Consider the following 13,101-nt stretch of genomic DNA (forward strand, 5'->3'; position numbering starts at 1 on the left):
GGTCGTCCGTCGCCTGCCGCTGTTGCCGGTCGTCGTCAGTCCTCGGGGTTGATGCGCCGGTTCAGTCGGCGCAGGAACTCCGGGTCGTCGTCCGGGCCGACGGGATGCTCCCTGCCGGACGGCGTATTGAAGTCGGACGGGTCGAGGTGCTCGATCGAGTCGGCCTGGGCGGAGGGCGCGGGCGGCGCTGTGACGTCCGAGGCGCGGGGGCGGCCCAGGAACAGCCAGAGAAGCGGGCCGACCGGCGTGAGCAGCGCGACGACGACAAGCCAGAGGATCTTTGGCAGAGTGCGCACTTCGCCAGCGGGGGTGGTGAGCGCGTCGAAGAACGCGTACACCCAGAGCACGATCGTGAGCAGCGTGATCAGTCCAACGAGCCACACCATGCGTTCAGCCTATCCGCCGATCGTCCCCCTGGGGTGCCGGATGGAGGAGCCGGAGCGTCCCGGCGGGGGTCAGGTCACGTCTCAGTGGGCTCCCCGTGCAGCAGTGCTCGGACTTCGGACTCGCGGAACCGGCGATGGCCGCCGGGCGTGCGGATGCTGCTGATCCGTCCCGACGCGGCCCACCGGGTGACCGTCTTGGGGTCGACCCGGAAGAGGGAGGCCACCTCTCCGGGGGTCAGCAAGCGTTCGCTTCCTCTTTCCACCTTCACAATCCCCCTTCGGGGCCCGCCATCGCGTGTGAGGGCGGGCGTTTGATCCCTTAGTGTGCATGAGATAGTCCGTTTCCTCCCTAGTTTTCGTAAAAAACGGGGGGAAGACGTGGCGAGTGCGCGATATGTAACCGGAACGTAACCTTCGATATGGACTGTCGGTTTAACGACGTCCCATGATCGGCATTCCGCCCCGGTCCCGCGCCGCGACCCCGCCCGCGCAGGGGTGGTAGCGCCCTGCCGGCGAGTGGCCCTTACCCTGGGAGGAAGGGCGGTCGCGGTGCCGCACGCACGGGATTCGCGCACGCGGCGGCATCGGCGGCACCTGGCGGTCCCGCCGACGCACATCGCTCAGCCCTCAATCTATTCCTGAATCATCCGTTGTGAGGCACTTTTCATGCGTAGCGTCCTCGTTTACACCGCGGCCCGGCTCCTGCTTTTCGGCGCCGCGTTCGGCGTCGTCTACCTCTTGGGCGCCCGCGACTTCCTGGCCCTGGCGCTCGCGTTCCTGATCAGCGGCATGGTGAGCTACGTTCTGCTGTCCGCTCAGCGCGACGCGATGTCCTCGGTCGTGGCCGAAGGCCTGGCGAAGATGCGTGGAATGGGGGACCGCATCGAGGCCGGCTCGGCCAAGGAGGACCCGGGCGCCAAGGAGGACGCGGCGGCGAAGGAGGGCCCGGCCGCCAAGGAGGACCCGGCGGCCAAGGAAGACGCGGCGGAGAAGGAAAAGGCGGACGCGGGCGCGTCGGCGAAGGAGAACACGGGGGCCTGAGGCTTCCCTCCAGCCCTGCGGCGAACGGCCCCGAGGGGCCCGCTCAGCCCCGCAGGAGCCGCCCCGGGAACCCCGGCAGGCGCTCGCCCAGCCGCGCCCCGTGGCGCGCCATCCAGTGCCGGCGCACGACCCGCACGGCAACGCATGTGTCCAGCGCGGTGATGTCGGCCGAGGCGCCGAGGTCGTCGGTCGTGAAGCGGGCGAGGTCCTGCTCGTCGCGGAACACCCCGTAGTGGATGACCGACGACGACCCCGCCACCATCGCCACATAGCGCGCCGAGGGATGGTCCCCGAGCCGGGCCAGGACATCGGGGATCGCGTGGGGGCGCACGGTCAGCGCCATGAGGGCGTTCAGCGGGTAGCCCAGCGCCGCCGGCTCGATCTCCACACGGGGCCACACGGCCCCGCTCTCCAGCAGGGTCTGCGTCATCCGGTAGGCGGCCGAACGGCTCACCTGGAGCTCACGCGCCACCTCCGCCGCTGAGACCCGGCCGTCGGCCGCGAGGAGCTCCAGCGCCCGCAGCTCCATCGCGTTCAGCTGGTGCAGGCCGGTCAGCGGCTCCTGGCGCACCTGGTCGCCGAACCCGGCGAGCGCCGCCACCCGGTCCCCGGACAGGCGGCGCAGCCGCCACGACTGGCCCATGGACTGCGTGCGCAGCACCAGCATCGACTGGGTCGAGACGATGCCGGGCAGCCCGGGCAGCCGCCGGGTCAGCAGGTCGAAGATGTCGCTGCCCAGCAGCGGATACACGGTGCAGTAGATGTCGGCGCTGCCCGTGGTGATCAGCAGGGTCTGTACTTCCTCCAGCTCCGCTATGCGCCCGGCGACCTCCTGCGAGCGCCCCGGCGCGCACCGGATCCACACCAGCCGCGGGTTCTCCGTGGTGATCAGCGGCCAGTCCAGGCGCCCCACGACCCGCAGCAGCCCCTCGCGGCGCAGCCGGGCCATCCGCCGCGCGATCGTGCTCGGCGAGCTGTCGACGGCCTCGGCCAGCGCGTTGACCGGCGCGCGAGGCGCGATCTGGAGCGCTGCGATGAGGTCGAGGTCGGTGTCGTCGAGCAGGCCGTCCTCGGCCGCCGGAGGAGCGGGGAGCATGAGCCGATCGTACCGGTGAATTAACACGGGCGATATCACCGTTGATCGACTCGATCTTGACACGAACAACCTATCTGCCGTCTTATTGGGGAACATTGCACCAAACCCCTGGTCAAGGGCAGAAGGGACCGACGGTGACCACACAGACGGGGGACGCCCCTCCGCGTTCCGCAGGCTTCGTGCTGCGCGCACTCGCCGTGATCGAACGGGTCGGCAACAAGCTGCCGCACCCCTTCTGGCTGTTCGTGATCCTCACCGCGGCCATCACGCTCATCAGCTGGCTGCTCAGCGCGCTCGACGTGTCGGTGGTCTCGCCCGCCGACGGCGAGACCGTCGCCGTCCAGAGCCTCGTCTCCGAGGCCGGCGCGCGGATGATGGTCGAAGGGGCCATCGAGAACTTCGTGACGTTCCCGCCGCTGGGCGTCATCCTCGTGGTGATGCTCGGCGTGGCGGTCGCCGACAAGGCCGGGCTGCTCGCCGCGATCCTGCGCGCCGCGCTCTCGCGGGTGCCGGCCAGGCTGGTCACGTTCGTCATCGCGTTCACGGGGATGATCTCCCACATCGCCTCGGACGCGGCGTTCGTCGTCATGATCCCCTTGGGCGCGATCGCCTACCGCTCCATCGGGCGCAGCCCCATGCTCGGCGCCGTCGTGGCGTTCGTGGCCGTCTCCGGCGGCAACAACGCCAGCCCCCTGGTCACCGGCAGCGACGCGATGCTGGCCGGGCTGACCACCGCCGCCGCGCACACGATCGACCCCGACTACCTGGTGACGCCCGTCGCCACCTACTACTTCTCGCTGGTCTCCTCGATCGTGCTGTCGGTGGTCATCACCGTCGTCGTCGAGACCGTGCTCAAGCGCCGCGTCGCGGCCATGAACGCCGAGAGCCCCGAGCAGGCCGACACCGAGGACCTGCCCGACCTCACCCTCTCCGCCGACGAGCGCCGCGGCCTGCGCAACGCGGGCATCACCGCGGTGGTCATCATCGGCGCCCTCGTCCTGGCGATGGTCCCCACCGGCTCACCCCTGCGCGGCGAGGCGGGTGAGATCGTCGCATCGCCCCTCATCCAGAACATCGCCGTCTTCCTGGCGCTGCTGTTCTTCGGCACCGGCGTCGCCTACGGCCGCGCGGTCGGCGTCGTCCGCGCCGCCCGCGACATCCCCGACCTGATGGCCCACGGCGTGCGCGAACTCGCCCCGATCATGGTGCTGTTCTTCGCGGTCTCCCAGTTCCTCGCCTACTTCAGGTGGACCGGGCTGGGCGAGGTCATCGCCATCTCCGGAGCCCGCTCCCTGGAGAGCATCGGCGTCAGCCCCCTGGTGCTCTTCCTCGGCTTCATCGTGCTCGTCAGCCTGATGAACCTGATCATCACCAGCGGCTCGGCCATGTGGTCGCTGATCGGGCCGATCCTCGTCCCCATGCTGATGCTCCTGGACATCCCGCCGGAGGTCACCTGGGCGCTCTACCGGATCGCCGACTCCTGCACCAACTGCATCACGCCGATGAGCCCCTACTTCGTCCTGGCCCTCGGCTTCATCCGCCGCTACCGGCCCAACGCGGGCATCGGGACCCTCATCTCCCTGACCCTGCCCATCGCGATGAGCCTCCTGGTGGCCTGGGTGCTGCTGTTCCTGGCCTGGTACGCCCTCGGCATCCCCCTGGGCCCCGGCGCGCCCATCCCCTAAGCCACCGGACCCCACGCAAGGAGACAGGGGGAGCACGGCGCCGGCCCCGGGTGCGGCCGGGGCCGGCCGCCGGGCCACCCCTGCCACGAAGAAACAGGAGACGGGAACCCCATGCCCCACACCGCCGCCCTGGCGACCTGGCTCGGCGAGCACCGCGCCGGCATCCTCGATGACATCCGGACCCTGGTGGAACGCGAGTCGCCCAGCGCCGACAAGGCACTGCTGGACGCCGCCGCCGACCACCTGACGGCCTGGCTGCCCGAACGCCTCGGCGCCACCCCCGCCGAGACCGTCCGTCGCCGCGCCGAGGACCACGGCGACGTCGTCGAGACCGTCATCACCGGCACCACCCCCACCACCGTGCTCCTGGTCGGCCACTACGACACCGTGTGGCCGGCCGGGACCATCGAGGGGTGGCCGTTCACGGTCAACGGCGACACCGCCACCGGGCCCGGGGTCTTCGACATGAAGTCCGGCATCGTCCAAGGGGTGTGGGCCCTGCGCGCCCTCCGCGAGCTCGGCCTGCCGCGGCCCACCGTCCGGTTCCTCTTCAACGGCGACGAGGAGCTCGGCAGCGCCTGGTCCCGGCCGCACGTGGAGCGCGCCTCGGCGGGCGTGGCGGCGACCATCGTCACCGAGCCCGGCGGCGGCTGGGCGGCCAAGACCCACCGCAAGGGCACCGGGATCTTCACCGTCACCGCCGAGGGCGTCGAGTCCCACGCGGGCCTCGACCCCGCCCGGGGGGCCAGCGCCATCCATGGGCTCTCCGACGCCGTCCAGACCCTGGTCGACGCCGCCGACCTCGACCGCGGGACCTCGGTCAACATCGGCACCATCACCGGCGGCACCGCCCGCAACGTCATCGCCGGGCACGCGAGCTGCCTGATCGACATCCGGGTCACCGACACCGCCGAGATGGAGCGGCTGGACAAGGTCTTCGCCGCCCTCCGCCCGCGTGATGCCCGCGTCCGCCTCACCGTCGGCGGCGGCTGGAACCGCCCCCCGATGACGCCGGGCGCCGAGAGCCGTCGGCTGTTCGAGATCGCCGACACCGTCGCGACCGACCTCCGCGGCCCCCTCGGCCAGCCCCACGTCGGCGGCGGCAGCGACGCCAACTTCATCGCAGCCCTCGGCCGCCCGGTCCTGTGCGGAATGGGCGCGATGGGCGACGGCGCCCACGCCCGCCACGAGCACATCACCGTGCCCGACATCCCCGACCGCACGGCCCTCCTCGCCGGAACCCTCCTCCGCCTCGCCGAGGGGTAGGGTCTCCAGCAATGCGTGGCCGGTCCTGCCCCCACCCCTCCGGGGGCAGGACCGGCCACACGCGGTTCACCCCGCCGACGGGACATTTTTCGTCGTCGACTCGATGGTGATCCGATGGGTGTCGATCTTCAGCGTGACCTTGAAGACGCCGCTGCGGCCACATGCCGTGTGACGCGCTGCATGAGTAGTCGCTTCGCTGACCAGCAGCACGGCCGAGGCGATCGTGTCCAAGGGGATCTCGAACCCCTTGTGGGCGGAGAGGATGTCCTCGGTCCGCTCCCGCATCTTCCGCGCGTGATCGGCCCACCCGGGAAACCTCTGCTCGTACGTCACCGCCGTCACCACCTTCCGGCTTCGTGCAGCTGCTCCCGGCGGAACGAATAGGGACGAATTCTCCCCAGCCTGTGCCGCCGGGTCTTTCGATGGGTTGAGAAATTCATGCGGAAAGCATTTCGGGTAACGCCCTGGCCTGCAATAAGTGCGCCAGAGGTGGTTCATTTTGGAGCAGGAGGTTCATTCTGGCGCGGTGGAGGCGCATCATGGAACGCCTGAAGCCCGAATAGGAAACGTGGTGAAGGTCGTTTTGCGGAAGAGCGCGCCATAGGCCAGTGCGGAGAGGACGTAGCCGACCGGGCCGGGCTGGGCGCGGATGGTCTGCGTGGTCGCGGTGTTGGGATTCAAGCGGGCAGCGACGGCGGCGAGGGGCCTGGGGCGGCGTTGACGGTCCGGGTGGTGCGGGGTCGGCGTTCAGGCGGGCAGCGGCAGCGGCGGCGGTGAGGGGTTGGGGCGGGCTCGGATCGTTCGGTCGATCGGGTGTTGGGGTCCAAGCGGGCGGCGACGGCGGGTAGGGCCCCGGGACGGCGGTAACGGTCCAGCTTGTGCGGTGGCTTGGGTTCAAGCGGGCAGCGACGGCCGGTGGTGGGGAGGTTCGGGCCCCTCGGGGGTTCCTCCCTCTTTCCCCGGCCTCCCTGGTCCCTTCCCGGTCCCCCTTCCCGGCTTCCGGGTGGTTATTGGCTGGGGTAGGGGTCGCGGGTGGTGGTGTGGGTGCGGTTGTGGGGGGTGCGCCAGACCAGGGTGCCCGGGGAGGGCTGCGTCAACGACCAGGCCGGGTGCTGCTTGAGCCGGTGGTGCCGCCGACACAGGGCGGCCAAGTTTGCCGCGCTGGTAGACCCGCCCAGGTGGTGGGGCATGGTGTGGTCGGCATCGCATTCCACTGCGGGGCGGTTGCAGTGGGGGAACCGGCAGGTCCGGTCCCGGGAATCGATATGGGAGCGCAGTAGTGGGGGCGGCCGGTAGGCGGTGGTGCCATCGGCCACCGGGTTTCCGTCGTCGTCGACCACGGTGTAGCACCAGCGGGTGGCCTTGGAGGTGGCGCCCTTGGCCAGGTCCCGGGCCGCTTCTGCGAGGATCGGCCCGTGCCCGGCGATCTCCCCCAGGGCGCGGGACTCGCTCCCGCCCATTTCCTTCGGCAGCGCCGAGAGCGGGATGATCACGTGCAATTTTCCGACCGGGGAAGTGACGGGTGAGCGGGGGGCGTCGGTGTGTTTGCCGACGTCCCCCGTCTGCTGTCTGACCTGGGGCGAAGCCGGTTCGGGGGTCGCGTGGTGTGCCAGGGTAGGTCAGCGTATGTCGGGGTTGGCCAAGCTTCCCGGGCCATACACGGGCCAGAACCCCCGGCTGACCTGGGCGGACGCGCCCTGGCCCGTGCGGGGTCCCCGTCGTCGGCGGGTGGCTGCGGGGTCCGGGGCGGACGGTGCGGCGTGGCTCGATGCCGCGTCGTGCCGTTCCCGCGCGGCGCGGTGCCCGTTCGGGGCCTGAAGTGCCCGGTGTCGGCGGTGGGCGCCGCTGCGGGTCGCCCGTGTGGGGTCGTTGCCGACAGCGGCGGGCGGCGCGTGCGGAGGGTGGCGGGATCTGGTCGCGGGAGCGGCGCGGCGCGGGTGATCGGGGGCCGCTACGCTCGCTGAGCGGTTGGGGCCCTTCGGGCTCCACCGGGTCTTTGCCCAACTGGCCCCCGATCTTCGGGTCCCGCGTCGTGTCGTGGACGTGGACAGATCCGGACGCCCGGTCACCCCTGGGTGGTGTCGTCGCCGTTCAGCCACGGGAACAGGGGTCCTTGCTGTTCGATGAGCCGGTTGGTGCGGGCTTCGTCGGCCTGGGCCTGCAACGGATGGTTGCCCCGGTCGTCGTCCCACACCCCGATGCCGCCCTCGACGGTGGTCGTGCGTACCCGGCGGCCGATGATCCCCCCTGCCCGGCGCGCGACCTTGCGGGCCTGCTTGCGCTCGGCGTCGTCGGCGGCGGGGATCACCACGGCCCCGGTGGCCTTGAGGTGGTCGGCGACCTTGGCGGCGCGTTCCTCCTGGTGCCGGTCCTCGGCCCGTTGGGCGGCATCCTCAAGACGCTGACGGGCGCGTTCGCTGGGCGCGTCGGTGATCGGGCGGGGCTCCTGGTCGGCCATGGGGGCGACGATACCCGGCCAGGTGGCAGTACACGTGTGTGCGGGCGGAAACGGCCTCGGCCACGCGCGGCGGGCAAGGTCGAAGCGGCGGGGAGGTCCGGGAGGGGCCGGGTGGCGGGCGCCCGCGCGAGCACGCGACGCAGTCGCGCGCGCAGTCGCGAGGATGTCCGCAAGCCCGGCCCCGACCCATGGCCGCCCCCGGGCGCGGTGGTGCCGAAGTCGCCCGCGCAGGCTCACGCGGCTCCCCCTTCGGCTCCCGTCGTCAGCAGGTGGAGTATCCCGGATGATCGGGTGAGCGGTGCGCGCGGGCGGGAGCAGGCCCCGGCCACGCGCGGCGTGTCGGTTCGCAGCGGCGGGGAGGACGGGGAGGGGGCGGGCTGCGTGCGCCGCCGAGCACGGCCGACGCAGGAGGCCGCGCGCAGGCGGATGTGCGCAAGCCCGGCCCCGACCGATGTCCGGCCCCGGGCGCGGGTCGCGCCGAAGCCGCCCGCGCGTAGCGCGGGCGGCTTCCTTGATCCTGTAGGGGGAAGCTGACCGACGATCCCAGCCCCTGCCCTCCCCGTCGGACGGCGCGGGTGCGGTCCCCTGGCCGGTCTCTACCGCCAGCCTTTCCGCTGTTTCTCCTCCGCGCGCTCGGCGCCCTGCTCGATGGCGTGGTGCACCTGCTTGAACGCCTTCCACCGCTCCACGCACGCATGGGAGCAGAACACCGAGATGTCGTAGTGCACGGGGGCGGTGACCGGCCCCTCACATTCCCAGCAGGGCTCCAACGTCAGACCAGCTCTCTTCGATCGGGGTGACGGCCACCGGGCAGGGTCCGGGCCCGGCGACCGGCCCGCCCCCGGGTGACGGTGTCCACCAGGGAGCGGAGCACGGGGGGCGTGCCCCTGCCTGCCCTCCGCGCTCGGGCAGGGACACACCCCGGTTCAGGGCCAGCCCAGGTAGAAGTACACGCCCCCGTCGTCGGGGAGTCGACCCCAGACGTCGGTGAACGCCTCGATGAGCGCGGTGGCGTACCGCTGGGTGTCGGCATCGGCAGGCGGCCGGGGCGCGCGGGCACACACGCTTTCGGCGGGGCGGGCCTCGACGTAGAGCCAGTCGGCGCCCAGCGACACCGAGAGCATGACGGCTCCGGTGCGGGCCATGGCGGCGGTCATCGCCTCCGACAGGCACAACACGGCGGCGGCGGCCGTGTCGTCGGGGATCCCGGCGCGGATGGGCAGCAACGCCGTCAGCCACGCGCGTGCGTCGGCGACCTCGGCGCCGGAGTGGAAGACGCGTTCGCTGGTGCTGACCTTGGGGGCCTGGGTGTGCATCACGCGGCCACCAGGTCGTGAGCGCTGTAGGCGCCGGTCTCCCACGCGGCGTAGCCGCCGCGTACCACGTTGGCGGGGGGTGCGAGTTCGATCCGGTTGACGACCGGTGCGGGCTCGGGCTGGTGCGGTGCGGAGTTCAGGCGGTGCCTGGCCTCGTAGCTGGGGGCTCTGCGGCTACGGACCCTGGTCCCGGTGTGCGGGGGCCAAACAACCCGGCAGACGAGCACGAGTAGGGCGGTAAGGTGCGTCATGTCATCAGCTCCTCAACAGCTGGTGGCCACGCCCCCGGACGCGCTCCGACAGTTCGTCGCGGGGGCCCTTGCTGTCCAGACGTTGCCGGGTCAGGTAGGGGCTCGCCCATCCCCTGACGGGGATCTCACGGTGAGATAACCTCTTCCGCATGACCGCCCTCATGGAGCTTCCCGGCCGGGTATGGCGCGATGAAGAGACCCGCGCCATCCTGCGGACTCGCGACATCGCTGCCCTGCTCCGCCTCGCGAGCAGTCACGGGGCGTCGCAGTCGCGCATCGGTGCCGCCATCGGAACGACGCAAGCCCGGGTTTCGGAGATCATCAACGGGTCACGCATGGTGACCTCGCTGGAGGTGTTCGAGCGGATCGCCGATGGGATGGGCATGCCCGATGAGGCGCGGGTGCTGCTCGGCCTGGCTCCCAAGCATCCGGCCGGGCTGGACCACCTTGGCGCGGCGGGACGGGCCGAGATCCTGAGCGTCTTCCCCTCACAGGCTTCCGCCGTCGCGCAGATCAGGGCAGACGCAGCGCAGGCCAGCACGATGGACATCCTTGCCGTGCGTGGACTCGGCATCATCGGGCTCAACGACTCGCTCCTTCGCGGATCCGTTCGCGCTGGCCGGATCCTGCTGCGCGTCCTGCTGCTCGACCCGGACTCACCGGTGTCTGCGCGCCGGGCTGAGGAAATCGGCGAGTCCACCGAGACGTTCACGGCGGGTATCCGGCTCGCGCTTGCCCAGCTTCGGGAACTCGCCGATGACGGACCGATCGAGGTCTACGTGTACTCGACGCTTCCTGTGTGGCGCGTGATTTCCCTGGACGACGTCATGTACGTGTCGTCGTTCGGCGATGAGTGGGAAGGACATGAGTCGGCCATGTACAAGCTCGCCGCGACGCCTTACGGTGCCCTACATCGCGGAATCCGACGCGAGCTTGAAGAGGTGCGCCGGTCCGCGCGTCGCATGATCTGAGCGAGCACGTGAAGGGACAGCAGTGCCGATCGAAGCGGAGTTGAAGGCACGGGTACGCAACGTCAAGGACACACGGGAGAGGCTCCGATCCCGCGCCATCGAGCGGACCGCCGTCTACCGCGACACCTACTACGACCGACCCGGCCAAGAACTCACCAGCGAGGGGCGCGAACTCCGGGTACGTGTCGTGGAGTGGGACACCGACCGTCGCGTCCTGCTGACCTACAAGGCACCTGCCGTTGATGAGGCGAGCGGTTCGAAACCCGAGCATGAGACGCGCGTCGGGTCACCGGAAGTCCTGGATGAGATCCTGCATGGCCTCGGCTTCGAGCACCACGTCCGGCTCGTCAAGCACTGCGCGAACTTCACGTTCACGGCAGAAGACCGAGAGTTCACCGCGACCCTCGTCACCGTCCCGGAACTCGATGGGACGTTCCTGGAAGTCGAAACCCTCGTTGCCGACGAAGAACTGACTGAAGGGCTCGCGGCGGTGCGACGCGTCATTGCCGACTTGGGGATCAACGATGACGACCTCACGACCGAGCAGTACACCGACGCCGTGAGGCAGAAGCGCGCCTAGCGAGCCGATCGCCCTCGCCCCAATCCGGAAACGCGGCCCGCTGCCCTGTGCGCTCCTACGCGAGCGGCCTGCCGACGGCCGTGCGGTAGGAATCCCGGCTGTTCTCCATCGCCGCCGGCAGGGTGCGCCTGGTCTCAGATGCCTGTGACCAGGGGGTTTCCTCGCCCGCGGATTTACCGCAAAGTCGGCGGCTGGAATCCGGCATTTCCCCGCAGACTCGAAGTGAAGGGGATTGCGGTGCGCGGGCGGCGTGGTCGTCGGCCTCGCCATGGCGGTCCCGATGGGTCGGAGTGTGGACAGACGGCGGGGTGGTTCGGGTGCCAGCGGCGGGCGGGATGTCTCCGGGCGAGCGGGCGTTGTTGGATCGGGTGACGGCGGAGGATTACGGGGCGTGGCGTCGGCAGGTGGAGCGGACGGGGCACTGTTCGTCGCCGGTTCGGGTCTCCGGCGGTGCGGCGGCAGTCGATGCCGCTACGGGTGAGGTGCGGGCGTCCTATGACACCAGGGACCAGCCGGACCACACGTTGTTGATCGCGTGCGGTGACCGGCGGGCGTCGGTGTGCCCGTCGTGCGCGGAGACGTACCGCCGGGACATGTGGAATGTGGTTGCGGCGGGGGTGCGGGGGCGGCCCGGTGCCGACACGGAGACGGCGGGGCCGCGTGGGGTGGCGGTGGCGGAGTCGGGGGTTCCCGCGTCGGTGGCGGAGCACCCGAGGTTGTTCGTGACGCTGACGGCGCCCAGCTTCGGGCCGGTGCACCGTGCCCCGGCCGGTGGTGGGGTGTGCCGTCCCCGGTCGGGCCCACACCGGAAGTGCGTGCACGGGCGGCCGGTGGGGTGCGGGCTGGTCCACGACCCGGGGCATCACATCGTCGGTAGCCCGCTGTGTGCGGATTGCTACGACTACGTGGGCAGCGTCTTGTGGAACGCGGCGGCGGGGGCGTTGTGGCACCGGACGCGTATTGCGGTGAACCGGGCGCTGGCGCGGCTGGCGTCGGCGGTGACGGGTGAGCGTGTCTCGGAGTCGGGGCTTGGCGACCTGTTGCGTGTCTCCTACATCAAGGTCATGGAGATGCAGCGGCGGGGCCTGGCGCACTTCCACGTCATCGTGCGCCTGGATGGCGTGGACCCCTGCGACCGGTCGCGGATCGTCGCACCCCCCGCATGGGCAACGGCCGCGATGCTGGCTGAGGCGGTGGCGTCGGCGGTCGACCGGGCCTCGGTCGCGATGCCCTCACCGGACGGCGTCATGCGGGTCGCGCAGTGGGGTTCGCAACGCGACATCAGCGACGTGTCGGCGGGCGGCCCGGCCGGGGACAGCAAGCGCCTTGCGGCGTATCTGGCGAAGTACAGCACGAAGACCGCGAGCGACGCCGCCGGGGAGTCGGGGGCGCTGGCGCGGCGGATCACCGTCCTGCACTCGCAGTATCTGCGGCGCAAGATCGGGCCGCACCTCACGAGGATGGTGGAGACGTGCTGGAAGCTGGGGGGCCGGAAGGACCTGGAGCACCTGCGGCGGTGGGCGCACACCTTGGGCTTCAGGGGGCATTTCGCGACCAAGTCCCGGCGGTACAGCGTGACCATGGGGGCGCTGCGGGCGGTGCGGCGGCAGTGGCGTGCCCGGCAGCGCGCGGAGGAGGGGACGCCGGACCCCTGGGCCACCGACGACAGCGCCCGTGCCGACGACGGCGGTGACGGGCCGGTGGTGGTGCGGGAGTTCACCTATACGGGCAAGGGCTACCTGAAGTCGTGTGACCTGGGCCTGGTGGAGCGTATGGCTGAGGCGCACGCCATCGCTCTGGCTGAGTACCGCGATCTTCTCCGGCGTGAGGCCGAGATGCGGGAGTGGTGCGATCTTCCTGTGCCCCAGGGCGGCAGCTCTGGAAAAGAGCCGCGCGAAGCGCGTCCTTCTGGTGTGCGGCCGTGACTTTGACGACTTCGCGCGCCATTGGAACAGCAAATACTGAGCGCGTAGCGCTTCTTTTGCACCTCGGCTCCGCCGGGTGTTGGGGCGGGTGGTCGGGGGACGGCAGGTGGATCGACCTCGGCGTTT

The 13,101-nt window shown here is 70.8% G+C and carries 15 protein-coding genes; 6 read left to right on the plus strand and 9 right to left on the minus strand.

Annotated elements, in window-relative coordinates; translation table 11 throughout:
• Positions 1–35 precede the first annotated feature (35 nt).
• A complete protein-coding gene (locus ACFOVU_RS01420; RefSeq protein ID WP_378529428.1) occupies positions 36–386 on the minus strand; it encodes a PLD nuclease N-terminal domain-containing protein in 351 nt (116 codons plus the stop codon).
• Between the two features lie 74 nt (positions 387–460).
• The gene (locus ACFOVU_RS01425) at positions 461–655 is read right to left on the minus strand and encodes a BldC family transcriptional regulator (protein WP_067971446.1); all 195 of its coding nucleotides are present in this window, start codon (positions 653–655) and stop codon (positions 461–463) included.
• Between the two features lie 397 nt (positions 656–1,052).
• Here ACFOVU_RS01425 and ACFOVU_RS01430 point away from each other — a divergent pair, with 397 nt between their 5' ends.
• Positions 1,053–1,427, plus strand: a complete 375-nt coding sequence (locus ACFOVU_RS01430) for a DUF4229 domain-containing protein (RefSeq protein WP_378529429.1) — start codon at positions 1,053–1,055, stop codon at positions 1,425–1,427.
• A gap of 43 nt (positions 1,428–1,470) precedes the next feature.
• On the opposite strand, the gene ACFOVU_RS01435 is transcribed toward ACFOVU_RS01430, so the two are convergent.
• The gene (locus tag ACFOVU_RS01435) at positions 1,471–2,523 is read right to left on the minus strand and encodes an Lrp/AsnC family transcriptional regulator (protein ID WP_378529430.1); all 1,053 of its coding nucleotides are present in this window, start codon (positions 2,521–2,523) and stop codon (positions 1,471–1,473) included.
• Positions 2,524–2,657: 134 nt separating this feature from the next.
• On the opposite strand from ACFOVU_RS01435, the gene ACFOVU_RS01440 reads away from it, so the two are divergent.
• Both ACFOVU_RS01440 and ACFOVU_RS01445 read left to right on the plus strand, forming a co-directional pair.
• The gene (locus tag ACFOVU_RS01440; RefSeq protein WP_378529431.1) at positions 2,658–4,208 is read left to right on the plus strand and encodes an AbgT family transporter; all 1,551 of its coding nucleotides are present in this window, start codon (positions 2,658–2,660) and stop codon (positions 4,206–4,208) included.
• A gap of 111 nt (positions 4,209–4,319) precedes the next feature.
• Positions 4,320–5,474 carry a M20 family metallopeptidase gene (locus ACFOVU_RS01445; protein WP_378529432.1) on the plus strand — a complete coding sequence of 385 codons (1,155 nt, stop codon included), beginning with the start codon at positions 4,320–4,322 and terminating at the stop codon, positions 5,472–5,474.
• A 66-nt stretch (positions 5,475–5,540) separates the two neighbouring features.
• Here the strand turns inward: ACFOVU_RS01445 and ACFOVU_RS01450 are convergent, their stop codons facing one another.
• The 6 genes from ACFOVU_RS01450 to ACFOVU_RS01475 form a co-directional block, all read right to left on the minus strand.
• Positions 5,541–5,807 carry a hypothetical protein gene (locus ACFOVU_RS01450; protein WP_378529433.1) on the minus strand — a complete coding sequence of 89 codons (267 nt, stop codon included), beginning with the start codon at positions 5,805–5,807 and terminating at the stop codon, positions 5,541–5,543.
• Positions 5,808–6,481: 674 nt separating this feature from the next.
• Entirely contained in the window at positions 6,482–6,967 is a 486-nt protein-coding gene (locus ACFOVU_RS01455; protein WP_378529434.1) for an HNH endonuclease, read from the minus strand.
• Positions 6,968–7,539: 572 nt separating this feature from the next.
• Complete coding sequence (locus ACFOVU_RS01460; RefSeq protein ID WP_378529435.1) at positions 7,540–7,932, minus strand: hypothetical protein; 393 nt, start codon at positions 7,930–7,932, stop codon at positions 7,540–7,542.
• A gap of 596 nt (positions 7,933–8,528) precedes the next feature.
• Complete coding sequence (locus tag ACFOVU_RS01465; RefSeq protein ID WP_378529436.1) at positions 8,529–8,660, minus strand: hypothetical protein; 132 nt, start codon at positions 8,658–8,660, stop codon at positions 8,529–8,531.
• 198 nt (positions 8,661–8,858) lie between these two features.
• Positions 8,859–9,251 (minus strand): hypothetical protein, encoded by a 393-nt coding sequence (locus ACFOVU_RS01470; RefSeq protein ID WP_378529437.1) that lies wholly within the window; start codon positions 9,249–9,251, stop codon positions 8,859–8,861.
• Positions 9,248–9,499, minus strand: coding sequence for a hypothetical protein (locus ACFOVU_RS01475; protein WP_378529438.1), 252 nt, complete (start codon positions 9,497–9,499; stop codon positions 9,248–9,250). The genes ACFOVU_RS01470 and ACFOVU_RS01475 overlap by 4 nt, the downstream gene beginning before the upstream one ends.
• A gap of 149 nt (positions 9,500–9,648) precedes the next feature.
• Here ACFOVU_RS01475 and ACFOVU_RS01480 point away from each other — a divergent pair, with 149 nt between their 5' ends.
• The 3 genes from ACFOVU_RS01480 (at position 9,649) to ACFOVU_RS01490 (ending at position 12,975) form a co-directional block, all read left to right on the plus strand.
• Positions 9,649–10,470 (plus strand): helix-turn-helix domain-containing protein, encoded by an 822-nt coding sequence (locus ACFOVU_RS01480; protein WP_378529439.1) that lies wholly within the window; start codon positions 9,649–9,651, stop codon positions 10,468–10,470.
• A 22-nt stretch (positions 10,471–10,492) separates the two neighbouring features.
• Positions 10,493–11,050 (plus strand): class IV adenylate cyclase, encoded by a 558-nt coding sequence (gene cyaB / locus ACFOVU_RS01485; protein ID WP_378529440.1) that lies wholly within the window; start codon positions 10,493–10,495, stop codon positions 11,048–11,050.
• 335 nt (positions 11,051–11,385) lie between these two features.
• Complete coding sequence (locus ACFOVU_RS01490; RefSeq protein WP_378529441.1) at positions 11,386–12,975, plus strand: replication initiator; 1,590 nt, start codon at positions 11,386–11,388, stop codon at positions 12,973–12,975.
• The last annotated feature ends 126 nt before the right edge of the window (positions 12,976–13,101 follow it).

The organism is Nocardiopsis sediminis (assembly GCF_042650565.1).
Taxonomy (GTDB): Bacteria; Actinomycetota; Actinomycetes; order Streptosporangiales; family Streptosporangiaceae; genus Nocardiopsis_B; species Nocardiopsis_B sediminis.